Source organism: Spirillospora sp. CA-108201 (genome assembly GCF_050936235.1).
Taxonomy (GTDB): Bacteria; Actinomycetota; Actinomycetes; order Streptosporangiales; family Streptosporangiaceae; genus Spirillospora.
Genome location: NZ_JBNJNE010000001.1, coordinates 1,110,003 through 1,127,503, shown reverse-complemented (window position 1 = coordinate 1,127,503; position 17,501 = coordinate 1,110,003). Strand labels below are relative to the sequence as shown.

The window sequence follows — 17,501 nt, the reverse complement described above, 5'->3', positions numbered from 1 at the left end:
CGCAGGACGCCGGCCGGTCCGGGGCCCGGGGGCCGTCGCGCGGGTGTGGCACCTTGGGGGGATGACGAGCGAGACGGTCTTCACCTACGGGGCGCCGCAGCTGAAGTTCGGGAGCGGGGCGGCGGACGAGATCGGGTTCGACCTCGCGCAGTTCGGGGCGCGGCGGGTGCTGGTCGTCACCGACGCGGGGATCGCGGCGACGGGCGGGCCGCGGCGGATCGCGGCGGCGATGGGGGCGTACGGGATCGAGGCCGCGGTCTTCGACGGCGTGCGCGTCGAGCCGACGGACGCGAGCATGCGCGAGGCCGTCGAGCACGCCCGGGAGACCGGGCCCTACGACGCGTACGTGGCGGTCGGGGGCGGGTCGAGCATCGACACCGCGAAGGCGGTGAACCTCCTCACGACCAACGAGGGGGATCTCGCCGACTACCTGAACCCGCCCGTGGGCGCGGGGCGGGCGCCGGAGCGGCCGCTGCTGCCGCTGGTGGCCGTCCCCACCACGACGGGCACGGGCGCGGAGAGCACCACGGTCTGCGTCCTGGACGTCCTCGACCTGCGGGTCAAGACCGGCATCAGCCATCCGCGGCTGCGGCCGGCGCTGGCCGTGGTGGACCCGGAGCTGACGGTGTCGCAGCCGCCCGGCGTGACCGCGTCGGCGGGGATGGACATCCTGTGCCACGCCCTGGAGAGCTACACCGCGCGCCCGTACGACCGCTACGAGCGCAAGAAGCCCGAGGAGCGGGTGCCGTACTGCGGGGCCAACCCGGTGTCGGACATGTGGGCGGAGAAGTCGCTGAGCCTGCTGTCGCGGTCGTTCCGCCGTGCCGTCGCGGACGGGGAGGACCGGGAGGCGCGCACCGACATGGCGCTGGCGGCGACGTTCGCGGGGCTCGGGTTCGGCAACGCCGGGGTGCACATCCCGCACGCGAACGCCTACCCCATCGCCGGGCGGGTCAGAGACTTCCGGCCGGACGGCTACCCGGCCGGGGAACCGATGATCCCGCACGGCATGTCGGTGGCGCTGACCGCGCCCGAGGCGTTCCGGTTCACCTTCGAGGCGCGCCCCGAGCGGCACGTCCGCGCCGCGGAACTGCTCGACCCTCGGACGGAGCGGCCGGACGACCCGGCCGAGCACCTGCCGCTGGCGGTGCTGCGGCTGATGCGCGACATCGGCATCCCGGACGGGATCGGCGGCGTCGGGTACGGGGAGGGCGACGTCCCCGCGCTGGTGGAGGGCGCGATGAGGCAGCGGCGGCTGCTGGCGATCTCGCCGCGCCCGGTGGACGAGGAGGCCGTGGCCGGCATCTTCACGCGGTCGCTGCGGCTGTGGTGACCTAGCGGGCGCGGACCCAGGCGTCGACCAGGTCGGCGGCCTCGGGCCTGCTGTCCGGCAGGTAGTGGGTGTCCCTGATGCGGTGGAGGGTCTTGTCGGACGCGGCGAGGGCCCCGATGATCGCGCGGGCGTCGCCGTCGTAGACGCACTCGTCCGCGGTGGCGTGCACCACCAGGGACGGGACGGTGACGCGCGCCAGGTGCGGGGCGGCGGTGCACTGCGAGGTGCGCAGGCTCCACATCGACAGCCAGGAGCGCAGCGTGCACAGCGAGCCGATGCCGAACACGCCGTAGTTCGCCCTGGCGGGATCGCCGAGGTAGCAGCGGTTGGGCTCGCGGTCGGACGGCTCGATGGCGGGGTCGATCATCCGCAGGTCGGCCCAGGTGCGGTGGACGGTGAACAGGGCGTCGCGGGCGCGGGTGCCCTTCAGCGCGTCCAGGCGGGCCAGGACCCGGTCGGTGATGCGCTCGTTGCGGGCGCGTTGGGCGGCGCGGTAGCGGGCCTGGAACTCCGCGCTGTACGGGGGGCCGTTGCCGGGATCGAAGGGGTCGAGGGACGGGTCGGCCGACAGCGGGTCGGTCTCGTCGGTGACCGAGGGGTCCATCCAGGCGGTGAGGACCTCGGGGCGGCCGGAGTGGGCGGCGAGCGCGACGAACAGGTCCCCGGCGGGCAGGTCCTCGATGGCGGCGACGGGACGCATCCCGGCGACGGGCGTGACGTTCGGGTCGACGGCCTGGGACTGGTAGGCGGCCATCAGGGAGCCGCCGCCGGAGTTGCCGAGCAGGACGACCCGCTCGGCGCCCGCCCGTTCGCGGAGCCAGCGGACGCCCTCGCCGATCTCGGCCAGGGCGTGGTCCAGCAGGAAGTGCGCCTCGTCGCCGCGGAAGCGGGTGTTCCAGCCGAGGAAGCCGTGGCCGCGGGCCGCGAGGTGCTCGGCGAGGTAGTGCTCGGAGAAGTCGACGTTGTAGTGGGTCGCGATGAACGCGGTCTTCGGCGCGGGCCCGGCCGGGCGGTGGTAGACCCCCTGGCACGGATGGCCGCCCGCCCCCGCCCGGCCCGCCAGAGGCGACGGCAGCCCCACGAACTCCCTGACGATCTCGCCCATCCGGCGCCTCCCGGCTCGATACCGAATCAGGTTCTGATCGTAGGGGGATATGGCCACCGCACGGCCACCCACCGCCTGGACGTGCCCGTCCATCACCTATGCTGCGGATCACATCCGTTGTGTCGCAAGGAGGCGTGATGGCGGATTCGCCGACGATGACGTACGGCGGCTACCTGAGGCTCGACGACCTGCTGGCGTGCCAGGAGCCGAAGACCCGCGCGCACGACGAGCTGCTCTTCGTGATCATCCATCAGGTCTACGAGCTGTGGTTCAAGCAGATCCTGCACGAGGCGGCGCTGCTGCAGCGCCGGATGGAGGAGGGCAACAGCGCCGGGTCGCTGCACACCGCCCGCCGCATCGCCAAGATCCTCAAGACCGTCGTCGGGCAGCTGGACGTGCTGGAGACGATGACGCCCCGGCAGTTCGCCGCGTTCCGGGACGCGCTCGGCAGCTCCAGCGGCTTCCAGAGCGAGCAGTTCCGCGAGATCGAGGCCGTCCTCGGACGGCGCTCCTTCCCCGCCTCCGACCTGCGCGGCGACGAGCGCCTCCAGGCGGCCGTGTCCCGCCCCTCGGTGTTCGACTCGCTCCTGCGCTACCTCGACGGGCGCGGCCACCCCGTCCCGCGCGCGGCCCTCGAGCGGGACTTCTCCCTGCCGTGGGAGCCCGACCCGGGGGTGCAGAAGGTCCTGGTCGCCGTCTACGCGGACGAGTCCGGGCCGGCCGCCGAGGTCTGCGAGGCGCTCGTCGACGTGGACGAGGGCATTCAGGAGTGGCGGTACCGGCACCTGAAGATGGTCGAGCGGACGATCGGCGCGAAGATCGGCACGGGCGGCTCGGCCGGCGCCGACTACCTGCGCAGCACCCTGTTCGCCCCCGCCTTCCCCGACCTGTGGGAGGTCCGCTCGCAGACCGAGGAGGTCCCCGTCCATGGCGGCTGAGGGCGGCGAGCGGGTCGCGATCGTCGGCGCCGGCCTGGCGGGCTGCCTGCTCGCGGTGCTGCTCGGCCGACGCGGCATCGCGGTGACGGTGTACGAGCGGCGCCCCGACCCGCGCGTCGCGGGCGCCGAGCGGGGCCGCTCGATCAACCTGGCGGTCTCGGCCCGCGGCCTGGCCGCGCTCGAGCAGGTCGGCCTGCGCGACCAGTCGCTCAAGCAGGCGCTGCCCATGCACGGGCGCATGGTCCATCCCCTGGCGGGCGCGCAGAACTTCCAGCCCTACAGCGCCGACGGCGAGCGCGCCATCAACTCCATCAGCCGCGCCGAGCTGAACCGGTCGCTGCTGGACACCGCCGAGGGCACGCCGGGAGTCACACTGCGGTTCTCCCAGCGCGTCACCGGCGTGGACGTCGAGGCCGGCGCCCTCCTGCTGGAGGACGCGGCCCCCGAGCCCGCCGACGTCGTCCTGGCCGGGGACGGCGCCTACAGCGCGGTCCGCCGGTCGCTGCGCCTGGACGAGGACGCCGACTTCCTGGAGCACGGCTACAAGGAGCTGACCGTCCCGCCGAAGGACGGCGGGTTCGCGCTCGACCCGGACGCACTGCACATCTGGCCGCGCGGCACCTCGATGATGATCGCGCTGCCGAACCTGGACCGCTCGTTCACCTGCACGCTGTTCTGGCCGAAGGACGACTTCGCCGCCCTCGACACCCCCGGGAAGGTCGCCGCCTACTTCGAGCGGCACTATCCCGATGTCGCGGGCCTGATGCCGGACCTCGCCGGCGACTACGAGCGCAACCCCGTCGGGTCGCTGGTGACCGTCCGGTGCTGGCCGTGGACGCGGTACGGCAGGGGCGCCCTGGTGGCGCTGCTGGGCGACGCCGCCCACGCGATCGTGCCGTTCTTCGGGCAGGGCGCGAACTGCGCGTTCGAGGACTGCATCGAGATCGACCGGTGCCTGACCGAGACCGGCGGCGACTGGGCCCGCGCGCTGTCGCTCTACCAGGAGCGGCGCAAGGCCAACACCGACGCGATCGCCGAGATGGCGCTGGACAACTTCGTCGAGATGCGCGACCGGGTGTCGTCGCCGGTGTACCGGGCGAAGCAGGCGGCGGCGCACGCGCTGGAGCGGCGCCTGGCCGGCCGCTACGTCTCCCGCTACGAACTGGTGTCGTTCTCCACGATCCCGTACGCGCGGATCCCGGCGCGGATCAGGCGGCAGAACCGGGTGCTAGCCGCGGCCGCCGTCGCCTCCGCCGCGGCCCTCGGCCTGGGCCTGCGCGCCCTCGTCCGGCGCCGCTGACCCCGGGCGGCTGCCGGCGACCAGGTCGGCGACGGCCGCCGCCAGCGCCGCCAGCACGAACCCCAGCACGACGATCAGCCCGTGCCGGAACGCGGCCGCCCAGTCCCCGCCCGTCCCGGCCATCGTGGCGAAGAACACCGCCCCGACGGCGGCGACCCCCATCGCGGTCCCGACCCGCTGACCGGTCTGCAGGACGCCCGCCGCGCTGCCGCCCTCGGTGTAGTCCACCTCCGACAGCGTGATCGTCTGGTTCGGCGAGATCACCAGGCCGGTGCCGAGCCCGGCCAGCAGCAGCGGCGCCGCGGTCGCCCAGGCCACGCCGCCGCCGGGCCTCAGCTCGACGGCGAGCCACGCCGCGCCGAGCCCGGCCAGCACCAGGCACAGGCCGACGGCGACCAGGGGACGGCCGTAGCGGGACACGATCCGGCCGCCGAGCGCCGACGCGACCCCGGACCCGACGGCGAACGGCGTGATGGCGAGCCCCGCGCCGAGCGCGCTGTAGCCGAGACCGTTCTGCAGGTAGAGGGTGAAGATGAAGAAGACCGCGGTGAACCCGGCGAAGAACAGCAGCGCGATCACCAACCCCAGCGTGTAGGAGCGGAGCCGGAACAGCGCGAGGACGACCATCGGCGTCCGCGCCCGGCGCTCCCAGGCCGCGAAGGCCACCAGCAGCACCGCGCCCGCGGGCATCAGCAGCCACTTCAGGGCGCCGTGCCACTGCTGCTCCTGGACGAGGGGCAGCAGCACGCACAGGACGCCCGCGCCCAGCAGCAGCACCCCGAGCGGATCCAGGCCCTGCCGCTGCCCGTAGACCGGAGCGGGCAGCAGCCGCCACGCCAGGAACAGCGCCGCGATCCCGACCGGGATGTTGACGTAGAACACCCACCGCCAGCCCTCCGCCGGACCGGCGATCGCGATGAGCCCGCCGCCGAGCAGCGGGCCGACGGCGGTGGCGATCCCGATGACGGCGCCGAGCGCCCCGAACGCCCGCCCCCGCTCGGCGCCCTGGAACAGCTGCTGGATGAGCCCCGCGACCTGCGGGTTGAGGATGCCGCCCGCGACCCCCTGCACGAGCCGGGCGAGGACGAGGAACAGGATCGTCGGGGCGATGCCCGCCCCCGCGCTCGCCGCCGTGAACAGGGCGAGCCCGGACATGAACACCGCCCGGCGGCTGCGGGCGTCGCCGAGCCGCCCGGCCGGGACCAGGACGAGCCCGAACGTCAGCGCGTACCCCGACAGGATCCACTGCAACTGCGCGTCCGACGCGTCCAGGCCCGCCCGGATCGACGGCAGCGCCACGTTGACGATGCTGACGTCCAGCAGCGTCATGAACGCCGCGACGAGGCAGACCGACAACGCCTGCCAGCGTCGTGTGTTCATGGCCTTTTTCTCCTCCTTCGGGCCCGGAGGGCCCTCCATCGTCGATAAAGGCGGGCGATCGCTGGCATCGCTTCGGCTCGCCTTGCGGCTCGCTTCGCGATCAGATTCTTGCTTCGCTTGAATCTGTCTTCGGACGCGATCGCGACCATGGAGGTCGTCGCGTGGCTGAGGTTGTGGTGGCTGAGGTTGTGGTGGTGGCTGAGGTTGCTGTGGCGGCTAGGGTCGGCTCATGACCGACGTCGATCCGGGGAACGGGCCCGAGGAACTGCAGTGCTCCGCCAAGGGGTGTCGTGCCGACGCCGTGTGGGCGCTGCGGTGGAACAACCCGAAGATCCACACGCCGGAGCGGCGGAAGGTCTGGCTCGCCTGCGACGAGCACCGCGAGAGCCTGTCGGCGTTCCTGTCCCGCCGCGACTTCCTGAAGGACGTGGTTCCGGTCGCCGACCGCGACGAGCCCGCCGGGCGCGGCTAGGCGTCGTCGAGGACGGGGGCGGCGGCCTGCTCGGGCACCTCGGTCCGCCAGCCCTCGGCCATCTCGGTCAGCCGTGCGGCGGCGTCGCGCGCGGGCACGCCGCGGCCGACCGCGAGGCCGAGCAGGTAGGCCGTCAGCGGCGCGCCGGGCCGCGCGACGTTGTGGGCGACGTCGCGGGCGAGGTCGAGTACCAGGCCCTGGTCGACGTCTCCGCGTTCCAGGCCCAGTTCGAGGCACGTCGCGTTGATCCAGTCCTCGAGGACGGACATCGGTTCCCCCTTCGCGCATGGTCCTGGTGGTGTGCCCACTCTCGCACGGTCAAAGCAGGCGCTCGGCGGCGGCCAGCTGTTCGGGGGTGTCGCAGTCGTACCACGCGGGGCGGCCGTCCGAGGGGGGCGTGACCTGCACAGGGTCCAGGGGACCGAGGAGGCCGCGCAGGGACGCGCCGTCGTAGGCGGCCAGCGCCGCCCGCAGGGCGTCCGCGCTCCAGCAGCCCGCGAGCCACTGCTCGCGGCCGTCCCCGTCCACCAGGACGGCGCCGCCCCGCTCCCCCGCCGCCTCCAGCAGCGCGGCGACGTGGGCGGGGCGCAGGAACGGCAGGTCGGCGGCCAGCAGCGCCAGCCGCGGCGCGCGGACCTCGGCGAGCCCGGCGCGCAGCGCGGGCACCGGCCCGCCGCCGGGCGGGTCCTCGCGGACGACGAGGGCCCCCGGCAGGACGTCGCGGGGCGGACCCACCACGATCAGCCGGGACGCTCCGGCCGCGGCCGCCGCCGCCCATTCGATCAGCGGGCGTCCCCCGAAGGCGGCGGCGGGTTTGTCGGCGCCGAACCTGCGGGCGCGCCCGCCGGCGAGCAGCACGGCGTCGAAGGTCGTGCCGGCGTCCACGCGGCTCAGCCGCCGATCGCCGACATGGGCCGGGCGGGCTGGAGGAAGGCCGGGTCGTCGATGCCGTGCCCGGCGCGCTTGGTCCGCACGGCGGCGCGCCAGCGGTCGGCCAGTTCGGCGTCGGCGGCGCCGCCGCGCATCGCGTCGCGCAGGTTGGACTCCTCGGTGGCGAACAGGCAGTTGCGGACCTGCCCGTCGGCGGTGAGCCGCACCCGGTCGCAGGCCCCGCAGAACGGCCGGGTCACCGAGCCGATCACGCCGACCGTCGCGGGACCGCCGTCGACCAGGAACGACTCGGCGGGCGCGCTGCCGCGCTCGTGCTCGTCGCCCGGCACGAGGGTGAACTCGGCGGACAGCCGGTCCAGGATCTCGTCCGCGGTGATCATGTTCTCGCGGGTCCAGCCGTGCTGGGCGTCCAGCGGCATCTGCTCGATGAACCGCAGCCGGTAGCCGTGCTCCAGGCAGAAGCGCAGCAGCGGGACGGCCTCGTGGTCGTTGACCCCGCGCATCAGCACCGTGTTGATCTTGACCGGGGCGAGGCCCGCCCGCCGCGCCGCCTCCAGCCCCTCCAGGACGTCGGCGAGCCGGTCGCGGTGCGCCAGGCGCCGGAAGGTCTCGCGGTCGAGGGTGTCGAGGGAGACGTTCACCCGGTCGAGCCCGGCCTCGGCCAGCGGCGCGGCCAGCCGGTCGAGCCCGATCCCGTTGGTGGTCAGCGACGTCCGAGGGCGCGGCGCCAGCTCGGCGGTCCGCCCCACGATGCCGGCGAGCCCGCGCCGCAGCAGCGGCTCGCCGCCGGTGTAGCGGACCTCCGTGACGCCGAGGTCGCGCACGGCGAGCCCGACCAGCCGGACGACCTCGTCGTCGGTGAGCAGCTCCGGCTTCGGCAGCCAGTCCAGGCCCTGGGGCGGCATGCAGTAGGAGCACCGCAGGTTGCACCGGTCGGTGAGGGAGACCCGCAGGTCCGTCGCGGTACGGCCGAAGGTGTCGACCAGCACGGGCACCCCTTCCTGTCGCGGTCTGGATCTCCAGCCTATTGCGGCGGTTGACGATTCGTTCCCCCGCGGGAGACGGTGATCTTCCGCCGAGGATCAGGGAGGCCGCAGTGGCGACGTCGCGGGAGTGGGAGTTCGCGGGCGCGCGGGGAGCGGTCACGGCCCGGATCTGGGCGGGCGGAGAGCCGCGCTACGCGGCGGTGCTCGTGCACGGCTACGGCGAGCACCTCGGCCGCTACGACCACGTCGCGGACGTCCTGGTGCGGCACGGGGCCGTCGTCTGCGGCCCGGACCACGCCGGCCACGGCCGCTCGGGCGGCGAGCGCGTGCTGGTCGAGGACTTCGACGACGTCGTCGCCGACCTGCACACGGTCGTGGAGGCGGCCCGCGGCGACCACCCGGGCCTGCCCGTCATCGTGATCGGCCACTCCATGGGCGGGCTGATCGCCACCCGGTACGCCCAGCTCCACGGTGACGTGCTCGCCGCGCTCGTGCTGTCCGGCCCGGTCCTCGGCCGCTGGCACGTCGTCGAGGAGCTGCTGCCCCTCGACGCGATGCCGGACGAGCCGATCGACACCTCCACGCTGTCGCGCGACCCCGCCGTCGGCAAGGCCTACACCGACGACCCGCTGATCTGGCACGGCCCGTTCAAGAAGCCCACCGTCCGGGCGCTGGACGCCGCCCTGCGCCGCGTCGGCGAGCACGGGTCCCTGGGCCCGCTGCCGACCTTCTACGTCCACGGCGAGGCCGACGAGCTCGTCCGCCCTCGGGACACCCGCGTCGGCATCGAGGCGGTCCGCGGGGGCGACCTCACCGAGCGCCTCTACCCGGGCGCCCGCCACGAGGTCTTCAACGAGACCAACCGCGACGAGGTCCTCGCCGACGTCACGGCCTTCATCGACCGCGTGCTGCCGGAGGCGCCGAAGTCCGGCTCGTGACGCGTGAGAGCAGCCGGCAGCCCTCCGCGGTCCTCTGCCGTCCTCGCGGCCACCCCGTTCTGACTGCATTAGCCACATAAAGAAGACCACCGAGTCGATATCGCTCTACGTAGCATTATCTCTACCGAGAGGAGCCATCTCGCGATCCGAGGGGGGACGCATCCATGCGCCGGACGAGAATCGACCACCGGGCGGCCGCCGCCGAGGGCCGCGACCGCGCGGTCCCCCGCGAGGAGACCGGCCCATGACGCTCGTGGGGGCGGCCGTCACCCCCCTCACCGGCCAGACGTGGGCGGGGGCGATCAGCGCGTTCGAGACGCTCACGGACCGCCCGATGCCCGTGCGCCGCTGCTACGACGGCGCCCCGCCGTCCACGGTGAGCGGCTCGCAGCTCCGCTACGACGTGGGAGTGCGCAGGAGCGTCTACAGCATCAAGCCGACGATGTCGACGCCGCTGCCGACGCTGCAGGCGCTCGCGTCCGACATCGTCGCCAAGGGCGCCCAGTGCGACGTGATCATTTATCACGAGCCGGTCGACAACATGTCCGGCGCGGCCTTCGTCGGCCTCTACCGGAGATCGGCGCCGCCGTTCCGCGCCGTCGGGGTGAAGGTGGGGGTGTGCTTCACCAACTACTCGTGCAACCTGCCCTACTCCGATCCGCGCTCCGCGCTGCGGAACTACTGGCCGGACCAGGGTATGGTCGACTTCATCGCGATCGACGAGTACCCGGTCGGCGAGATCACCTCCACCACCGACGCCGCGCCGATGGAGGCCCGCACGCGGCGGGTGTGCCAGTTCGCGGACGCGCGCGGCATCCCCCTGGGATTGGCCGAGTACGGCGTGGACGCCTCCTGGGACGTCACCAAGTCCGACAGGTGGATGCGGTCGGTCACCGACTGGGGCCGGGCCCGCGCGGGCCTCGGCCATCCCCTGCGGTGGGCGACCTACTTCCACTCCGGCGGCTACCGGCTGACGCACGAAGAGCACCTGGACGCCTACGGCGACGCGGCCCGGCTGCTGAAGTAGGGCCCGGCCGGGCCCGGCGACCCGCTCCACGCGGGTCGCCGGGCGGCGGGGTCAGCCCTTCACGCAGATGAGCTGGCGGAGGTGCGCCACGACCTCGACGAGGTCGGACTGGGCCTCGATCACCGCGTCCAGGTCCTTGTAGGCGCCGGGGATCTCGTCCACGACGCCGCCGTCCTTGCGGCACTCGACCCCCCTGGTCTGCTCGACCAGGTCCTCGACGGTGAAGTGCCTGCGGGCCTTGGTCCGGCTCATCCTGCGCCCCGCGCCGTGGGACGCGGAGTTGTAGGCGGTCTCGTTGCCGAGGCCGCGGACGATGTAGGTGCCGGTCGCCATGGAGCCCGGGATGATCCCGAGGTCGCCGCGGCCGGCGCGGATCGCGCCCTTGCGGGTGACGAGCAGTTCGACGCCGCCGTACTCCTCCTCGGCCACGTAGTTGTGGTGGCAGGAGATGACCTCGCCCCACCGGCAGCGCTTCTCGCCGAACCGCTTGGTGACGACGTTCTGCGCCAGCGCGGTCATGACGGCGCGGTTGCGGCGCGCGTACTCCTGCGCCCAGAACAGGTCGTGGCGGTAGGCGTCCATCTTCGCGGTGCCCGTGAGGAACACGGCGAGGTCGCCGTCCGGCAGGTCCTGGTTGTGCGGCAGCTTGCGGGCCGCCTCGATGTGGTGCTCGGCCAGCTCGTTGCCGATGTTGCGCGACCCCGAGTGCAGGACGAGCCAGATCGCGCCGTCGTCGTCGGCGCACAGCTCCAGGAAGTGGTTGCCCCCGCCGAGCGTGCCCATCTGCGAGCGGGCGCGGCCGAGGCGGGACCGGACCGCCGGGTGCAGGTCGTCGAAGCCCGCCCAGAAGTCGTACCAGCCGCGTTCCTTGAGGCCCGGAAGCGCGGACGGGTCGACGGCGGACCTGTGAGAGCCGCGGCCCACGGGGATCGCCTTCTCCAGCCGGCTGCGCAGCCCGGCCAGATCGTCCGGCATGTCCTCGACGGTGAGGGACGACCTGACGGCGGTCATGCCGCAGCCGATGTCGACGCCCACGGCGGCCGGGGACACCGCGTCCCGCATCGCGATGACCGAGCCGACGGTGGCGCCCTTGCCGTAGTGGACGTCGGGCATCACCGCGAGGCCCTCCACCCACGGCAGGGCGGAGACGTTGCGCAGCTGGTCGAGGGCGAGGTCCTCGACGGTCTCGGGATCGGTCCACATCCGGATCGGGACGCGGCCGCCCTTCAGGGTCTGGTACGGCATTCCCACTCCTTGATCGACGGAACCGGACCGCGATCTATGACGCCAGAGTCACCCGTCCCGGTTCAACCGGTTTTCGCCCTGGCGGCGCTCGGTGAGGCCGAGCCGGTCGAGATGGCGCAGCAGGGCGACGGCGACGTCGCGGCCGGTCCCGAGGGCGTCGCCGGCCTGGGCGGGCGTGAACGGCTGCGGCAGCCCGGACAGGACGCGCAGCGCCTCCCGGTCGGCGCCGGGGAGCAGCACGAAACCGTCGTCGATCCGCAGGACGGCCCCCGCGCGTTCCGCGCCGGCGAGGGTGTCGCCCGTGAGGCCCAGCTCTTCGAGGCGGCCGTCGCTGGGCGGTGCGAACGGGGCGTCCGCGAGGTCGGCGCGGAGCCGCTCCACGGCCGAGGCCCAGGGCGGCGGCGGGGCCGCGGCGACCGCCGTGGGAGCGGGCTCGGCGGCCGGCGCGGCGGCGGAGTCCGGAGCCGGGCCGTAGACGCGTCCCGCGTCCAGGCGCAGCGGCGGCCGCACGAGCGCGGCGGCGAGCTCCCGGGAGGGCAGGCCGAGGCGCAGCCGGACCGCCTCCAGCGGGACCCCCGGCGCGCTCGGGCTCGCGGCGGCGTGCCGGGACGTCTCCTCGGCGAGCCGCTCGAACAGCGACCGCCAGTGCGCCGCGTCGGCGACCCACTCGCCGTTCAGGGCGACGGCGTCGGACGGCGGCGCGCAGCCCATGAGCGACAGCTCCGCACGCCGCAGCACGCCGTGCCGCCGCAGCACCACGGCGCCGTCCGGGCGGTCGGGCCACGTCGCCAGCTCCCGGGCGCGGGCGGCGCCCGCGCCGCGCCGCACGAGGGTCGGCGGCCGGACGTCCAGGACGCTCACCCCGGCGGTGGAGCGGCGCTCGGGGTCGCGCAGGAGCCCGGTGTCGCCGAGGTGCAGGGCGAGCCGGGCGTTGAGGGTCAGGCGCGCGGTGTCGGGGCCGAGGGGCCGCAGCCCGACCGCGACGGCGGCCGATCCGATGTGCAGCGTCATCCGCCGCGCGAGCCTGCCGGACGCCTCGCCGAAGCGGGTCCGGACGTCGACGCAGGTGGTGTGCGTCCAGGCGCCCGGGGTGACCAGGGCCATGCCGGCGTCGACACGCCCGGCGTCGCGCAGCGTCAGCACGACGCGGGAGACGCCGCCGACCGACTCGCGGGGCTCGCCGGCGCAGCCGATCGTGCGGATGCGGACCCGCTCGCCCGCCGGCATGAGGAGCAGCTCGTCGCCCACGGCGAGCGTCCCGGCGGCGAGGGTGCCGGCGATGACGGTCTGCCGCCCGGCGGTGAACGCCCGGTCCGCCCACAGCCGCACCGGGGCGGCCGGGTCGGGCACGGGCAGCCGGCCGGCGAGGCGGTCGAGCGCGGCGGTCAGCTCGGCCACCCCGGCGCCGGTGGCGGCGCTCACCGCGACGGCCTCCGCGCCGCGCAGCGCGGTCCCGGCCAGCCGGTCGCGGACCTGGCGCAGCGCGGGCCTGGGGTCGGCGGCGTCGGCCTTGGTGACGGCGAGGACGCCGAACCGGACGCCGAGCGCGCCGAGGGCCTCCAGGTGCTCGCGCGTCTGCGGCATCCACCCCTCGTCGGCCGCGACGGCGAGCAGGACCGCGGACGCGGGCGCCGCGACGGCGAGCAGGTCCGGGACGGACCGCTCGTCCCCGGGCGCGTCCACGAACGCGACGCGCCGCCCCGAGGGCAGCTCCGTCCAGGCGCCCGTCTCACCGGGCTCCCTGCCCGTGAGGGCGCGCACGAGCGCCGACTTGCCGTGCCCACCGTGACCGGCGGTGGTGACGACGTGCATCAGCGTCCTTTCCGGGCGTGAACGCCGATGACCGCGCGAGGGCGGACCGTGCGGGGAGTGGCGGTGCGAGGGGAGATGCGGGGGTTGCGCAGACGAAGGTCCACGAAAGGCAACCCTAGGGACGCCCGGGCCCCGCGCAAAACGCCGACGCGCTGGCGCGTCGCGCCCGCGGCGGCGCATGCCGAGCCACAAATCCCCCGCCCTACACTTATTTAGGTTAAATAAGTACATGCCGCGCGCCGGGGAGCCGGCGCCCGGCCGATGCGGGAGGTTCGCATGACCGGCGCCCCGGCGGCTCGCAGGACGGGCGCCCCGGCGGCGGCCGGAGCCGGCGCCCCGGCCGCCGGGCCCACCGCCCCCACCCTGCTCGCGCTCGCCGTCGCCGGAATGGTCGTGTCGGTGCAGCAGACGCTCGTGCTGCCGCTGCTGCCGCAGCTCATGACCCGGTTCGACGCCCCCATCACGGACGTGACGTGGGTGTTCACCGCGTCCCTGCTGGCCGGCGCCGTCGCCACCCCGCTGCTGACCCGGTTCGGCGACATGTACGGCAAGAAACGGATGATCCTCCTCGCCCTCGTGCTGCTGCTGGCCGGCTCGGTGGTGTGCGCGGTGTCCGGCACGCTGCCGGCGCTGATCGCCGGGCGCGCCCTGCAGGGCGTCTCCGCGGCGATGATCCCGCTGGCCATCGGCATGATCCGGGACACGTTCCCGCCCGAGCGGGTGACCACGGCGATCGGCATCGTCAGCGCCACCATGGGCGTCGGCGGCAGCGCCGGCATGATCGTGACAGGGCTGATCGCCACCCGCACCGGCAGTCACCACCCGGTCTTCTGGATCGCCGCGGCGCTGGCGGCGGCCGGGCTGGTGCTGGTCGCGGCCACGGCACGCGACGTCGGCGTCCGCGCCGGCGGGCGCCCGGACCTGCCCGGCGCGGCCCTCCTCGCCTGCTGGCTGGTCTGCCTGCTGCTCGGCATCAGCCAGGGCAACGCGTGGGGCTGGACGTCCGGCGGGGTCCTGGCCCTGTTCGGCGCCGCGGCCGCGCTGTGCGCGGTCTGGGTGATGGTCGAGCTGCGGGTCCGCGCGCCGCTGGTGCGGCTGAACCTGCTGGTCGGCCCCCGGTCGCTGTCGGCCAACGTCGTCTCGGCGCTGCTCGGCTTCTCGATGTTCGCCGCGTTCACGCTCATCGCCGGCTTCGTGCAGGCGCGGCCGGAGGAGGTCGGGTACGGCCTCGGCGGCTCGGTGCTGGACGTCGGGCTCTACATGCTGCCGAGCACCGTGACGATGCTGGTGTTCTCGGCGATGGCCGGACGGCTCGCGGCCCGGCTCGGCCCGGCCTGCACGCTCGCGATCGGGTCGGCCTTCGCCGGGCTGTGCTACGCCTGGCTCGCGGTCTCGAACTCGCACGTGTACGACATGCTGGCTTTCAGCGCCATCCAGGGCATCGGGTTCGGGATCGCCTACGCCGCGCTCGGCACCCTCGCGGTCCAGCACGTCCCGATGGACCAGAGCGGGATCGCCAGCGGCATCAACTCGCTCGTCCGCACCACGGGCGGCAGCGTCGCGGGCGCCGTCACCGCGTCGATCCTGGCCGGACGGGCCGCCGGCGCCGGCGTCCCCTCCCTCGGCGCCTACGAGCTGTGCTTCTGGGTCGTCTCCGCGGGGGCGGCGCTGGCGGCCCTCATCGCCGTCGCGCACGCCCTGCGCCACCCCGACCAGACCGCGCCCGGCGGCGCGGGCCCTTGACGAACCGGCCCCGCGCCATGCCCTATAGGGGTGCGGCCCGAATCGCGGAGACGCCGGTCCGGGCCTCCGCGCAGATCCGGGCCAGGACCCGTCACCGGGAGGACGACATGGGCGCCTACGCGGCCGCGTACGAACGCAGCATCGCCGATCCGACCCGCTTCTGGGGGCTGGCGGCGCGGGACGTGCGGTGGCTCGTCCCGCCGGACCGGGTGCTGGACGACGGGGCGCCGCCCTTCTACCGGTGGTTCACCGGCGGCGAGCTCAACACCTGCGACAACGCCCTGGACCGGCACGTCGAGGAGGGCCGCGGCGAGCAGGCCGCGCTGATCTACGACAGCCCCGTCACCGGGACCGTGCGCACCTACACCTTCCGGGAGCTGACCGGCCTCGTCGCGCGGTTCGCCGGGGCCCTGCGCGCGCAGGGCGTCGACCGCGGCGACCGGGTGGTCATCTACCTGCCGATGGTGCCCGAGGCCGTCATCGCGATGCTGGCGTGCGCGCGGCTCGGCGCGGTGCACTCGGTGGTGTTCGGCGGGTTCGCCGCGCGGGAGCTGGCCGTGCGCATCGACGACGCCCGCCCGAAGGTGGTCGTGTCGGCGTCCTGCGGCATCGAGGCGGGCCGGGTGGTCCCCTACAAGCCGCTGCTCGACCGGGCGCTGGAGCTGGCCCGGCACAAGGTCGAGCGGTGCGTGATCCGGCAGCGCGAGCAGCTGCACGCCGACCTCGTCCGGCCGCGGGACGTGGAGTGGGAGGAGGCCGTCGCGGCCGCCGAGCCCGCCGGGTGCGTGCCGGTCGCCGCCACCGACCCGCTCTACATCCTCTACACCTCCGGCACGACCGGCCGGCCGAAGGGCGTCGTGCGCGACAACGGCGGGCACGCGGTGGCGCTGCGCTGGTCGATGGAGAACGTGTTCGGCGTGGGGCGGGGCGACGTGTTCTGGGCGGCCTCCGACGTCGGCTGGGTCGTCGGGCACTCCTACATCGTGTACGCGCCGCTGCTCACCGGCTGCACGACCGTGCTGTACGAGGGCAAGCCGGTCGGGACGCCGGACGCGGGCGCGTTCTGGCGCGTGGCCGCGCGGCACAGGGTGAAGGCGCTGTTCACCGCGCCGACCGCGATCCGGGCGATCAAGAAGGAGGATCCCGAGGGCGCGCTGCTCGCGGGGCACGACCTGTCCGCCCTGGACACCCTGTTCCTCGCCGGCGAGCGCCTCGACCCCGACACCTACCGGTGGGCCTCGCGCGTCCTGGACCGCCCGGTGATCGACCACTGGTGGCAGACCGAGACGGGCTGGCCGATCGTGGCGAACCTGCGCGGGCTGGAGCCGATGCCGGTCAAGGCGGGGTCGCCGTCGGTGCCGGTGCCCGGGTACGACGTGCGGGTCCTCGGCCCGGACGGGTCGCCCGTCCCGCCGGGCTCCGACGGCGACATCGCGATCCGGCTGCCGCTGCCGCCGGGCACGCTGCCCACGCTGTGGCACGACGACGAGCGCTTCGTCGAGTCGTACCTGACGAAGTACCCCGGCCACTACCTGACCGGCGACGGCGGGCACGTCGACGAGGACGGCTACGTCTGGGTGATGGGCCGCACCGACGACGTGATCAACGTGGCCGGGCACCGGCTGTCCACCGGGACGATGGAGGAGGTCATCGCGTCCCACCCGGCGGTGGCCGAGTGCGCGGTCATCGGCGTCCAGGACGCGCTCAAGGGGCAGGTGCCGCGCGGGCTGGTGGTGCTCAAGAGCGGGATCCTGGCCGAGCCCGGCGAGGTGTGCGCGGAGCTGGTCGCGATGGTGCGCGAGCAGGTCGGGCCCGTCGCCGCGCTCAAGGAGATCTCGGTCGTGCCCGCGCTGCCGAAGACGCGGTCGGGCAAGATCCTCCGGGGCGTGATGCGGGGCATCGCCGACGGGCAGGAGGTGCCCGTCCCGTCCACGATCGAGGACCCGGACGTGCTGGACGGCCTGCGGCCCGTCCTGCGCCGCCCCTGAGGCCGTTCCGCGCGGAACGGCCCCGGCGTCACGGGTGGCGGCCGGTCTGCTTGGGCCAGAACGCCGCCACGAGGAGGACCCCGGCGGCCGAGAGGAGGATCTGGAAGAGCGCCTCCCACAGGTTCCAGCCGCCCTCGCCGAGGCCGCACAGGTGGACCAGGCCCGTCCCGCCGAACGCCGCGACGACGCCGACCGCCATCAGCAGCAGTACCGGCATGTTCTCGCGCCCGGGCACGACGAGCCGGCCCAGGGCCCCGATGAGCGCGCCCAGAGCGACGGCGGCCGCGAGTCCGCCGATGGTCATGCCTCGCCTCCCCCGTCCCGATGAGGCCGTCCCGGGAAC

The 17,501-nt window shown here is 74.5% G+C and carries 16 protein-coding genes; 8 read left to right on the top strand and 8 right to left on the bottom strand.

The features are described 5' to 3' along the window. Nucleotides 1-61: 61 nt before the first annotated feature. Nucleotides 62-1,333, top strand: coding sequence for a hydroxyacid-oxoacid transhydrogenase (locus ACQEU6_RS05405; RefSeq protein ID WP_499329484.1), 1,272 nt, complete (start codon nt 62-64; stop codon nt 1,331-1,333). A 1-nt stretch (nt 1,334) separates the two neighbouring features. Here ACQEU6_RS05405 and ACQEU6_RS05400 read toward each other — a convergent pair whose 3' ends face one another. Beyond that, the gene (locus ACQEU6_RS05400; protein WP_499329483.1) at nt 1,335-2,438 is read right to left on the bottom strand and encodes an alpha/beta hydrolase family protein; all 1,104 of its coding nucleotides are present in this window, start codon (nt 2,436-2,438) and stop codon (nt 1,335-1,337) included. 137 nt (nt 2,439-2,575) lie between these two features. On the opposite strand from ACQEU6_RS05400, the gene ACQEU6_RS05395 reads away from it, so the two are divergent. Beyond that, nucleotides 2,576-3,376 (top strand): tryptophan 2,3-dioxygenase, encoded by an 801-nt coding sequence (locus ACQEU6_RS05395; protein WP_499329482.1) that lies wholly within the window; start codon nt 2,576-2,578, stop codon nt 3,374-3,376. After that, nucleotides 3,366-4,676, top strand: coding sequence for an FAD-dependent oxidoreductase (locus ACQEU6_RS05390; protein ID WP_499329481.1), 1,311 nt, complete (start codon nt 3,366-3,368; stop codon nt 4,674-4,676). The genes ACQEU6_RS05395 and ACQEU6_RS05390 overlap by 11 nt, the downstream gene beginning before the upstream one ends. On the opposite strand, the gene ACQEU6_RS05385 is transcribed toward ACQEU6_RS05390, so the two are convergent. After that, nucleotides 4,605-6,056 (bottom strand): DHA2 family efflux MFS transporter permease subunit, encoded by a 1,452-nt coding sequence (locus ACQEU6_RS05385; RefSeq protein WP_499329480.1) that lies wholly within the window; start codon nt 6,054-6,056, stop codon nt 4,605-4,607. The two genes, ACQEU6_RS05390 and ACQEU6_RS05385, sit on opposite strands and share 72 nt — an antisense overlap. Nucleotides 6,057-6,285: 229 nt before the next feature. Here ACQEU6_RS05385 and ACQEU6_RS05380 point away from each other — a divergent pair, with 229 nt between their 5' ends. Next, a complete protein-coding gene (locus ACQEU6_RS05380; protein WP_499329479.1) occupies nt 6,286-6,528 on the top strand; it encodes a hypothetical protein in 243 nt (80 codons plus the stop codon). On the opposite strand, the gene ACQEU6_RS05375 is transcribed toward ACQEU6_RS05380, so the two are convergent. From ACQEU6_RS05375 to moaA, 3 genes are read right to left on the bottom strand one after another with little or no spacing between them, the layout of a single operon-like run. After that, on the bottom strand, nt 6,525-6,797 hold the full coding sequence (locus ACQEU6_RS05375; protein WP_499329478.1) for a DUF6457 domain-containing protein: 273 nt from the start codon (nt 6,795-6,797) through the stop codon (nt 6,525-6,527). The two genes, ACQEU6_RS05380 and ACQEU6_RS05375, sit on opposite strands and share 4 nt — an antisense overlap. A 49-nt stretch (nt 6,798-6,846) precedes the next feature. Then, nucleotides 6,847-7,413 carry a molybdenum cofactor guanylyltransferase gene (gene mobA / locus ACQEU6_RS05370; RefSeq protein ID WP_499329477.1) on the bottom strand — a complete coding sequence of 189 codons (567 nt, stop codon included), beginning with the start codon at nt 7,411-7,413 and terminating at the stop codon, nt 6,847-6,849. 5 nt (nt 7,414-7,418) lie between these two features. Further along, a complete protein-coding gene (gene moaA / locus ACQEU6_RS05365) occupies nt 7,419-8,408 on the bottom strand; it encodes a GTP 3',8-cyclase MoaA (RefSeq protein WP_499329476.1) in 990 nt (329 codons plus the stop codon). A gap of 107 nt (nt 8,409-8,515) precedes the next feature. Here moaA and ACQEU6_RS05360 point away from each other — a divergent pair, with 107 nt between their 5' ends. Beyond that, nucleotides 8,516-9,343, top strand: coding sequence for an alpha/beta hydrolase (locus tag ACQEU6_RS05360; RefSeq protein ID WP_499329475.1), 828 nt, complete (start codon nt 8,516-8,518; stop codon nt 9,341-9,343). A 244-nt stretch (nt 9,344-9,587) separates the two neighbouring features. Further along, nucleotides 9,588-10,370 carry a hypothetical protein gene (locus ACQEU6_RS05355; RefSeq protein ID WP_499329474.1) on the top strand — a complete coding sequence of 261 codons (783 nt, stop codon included), beginning with the start codon at nt 9,588-9,590 and terminating at the stop codon, nt 10,368-10,370. A gap of 51 nt (nt 10,371-10,421) precedes the next feature. Here ACQEU6_RS05355 and ACQEU6_RS05350 read toward each other — a convergent pair whose 3' ends face one another. Together ACQEU6_RS05350 and ACQEU6_RS05345 are read right to left on the bottom strand one after the other, a co-directional pair. Beyond that, a complete protein-coding gene (locus ACQEU6_RS05350) occupies nt 10,422-11,615 on the bottom strand; it encodes an RtcB family protein (RefSeq protein WP_499329473.1) in 1,194 nt (397 codons plus the stop codon). 48 nt (nt 11,616-11,663) lie between these two features. Next, entirely contained in the window at nt 11,664-13,427 is a 1,764-nt protein-coding gene (locus ACQEU6_RS05345) for a SelB domain-containing protein (protein WP_499329472.1), read from the bottom strand. A gap of 276 nt (nt 13,428-13,703) precedes the next feature. On the opposite strand from ACQEU6_RS05345, the gene ACQEU6_RS05340 reads away from it, so the two are divergent. Both ACQEU6_RS05340 and ACQEU6_RS05335 read left to right on the top strand, forming a co-directional pair. Next, on the top strand, nt 13,704-15,170 hold the full coding sequence (locus ACQEU6_RS05340; protein ID WP_499329471.1) for an MFS transporter: 1,467 nt from the start codon (nt 13,704-13,706) through the stop codon (nt 15,168-15,170). 17 nt (nt 15,171-15,187) lie between these two features. After that, nucleotides 15,188-17,158 carry a propionyl-CoA synthetase gene (locus tag ACQEU6_RS05335; RefSeq protein ID WP_499329470.1) on the top strand — a complete coding sequence of 657 codons (1,971 nt, stop codon included), beginning with the start codon at nt 15,188-15,190 and terminating at the stop codon, nt 17,156-17,158. A 28-nt stretch (nt 17,159-17,186) separates the two neighbouring features. On the opposite strand, the gene ACQEU6_RS05330 is transcribed toward ACQEU6_RS05335, so the two are convergent. Then, nucleotides 17,187-17,462, bottom strand: a complete 276-nt coding sequence (locus ACQEU6_RS05330; protein WP_499329469.1) for a GlsB/YeaQ/YmgE family stress response membrane protein — start codon at nt 17,460-17,462, stop codon at nt 17,187-17,189. Nucleotides 17,463-17,501: the final 39 nt, after the last annotated feature.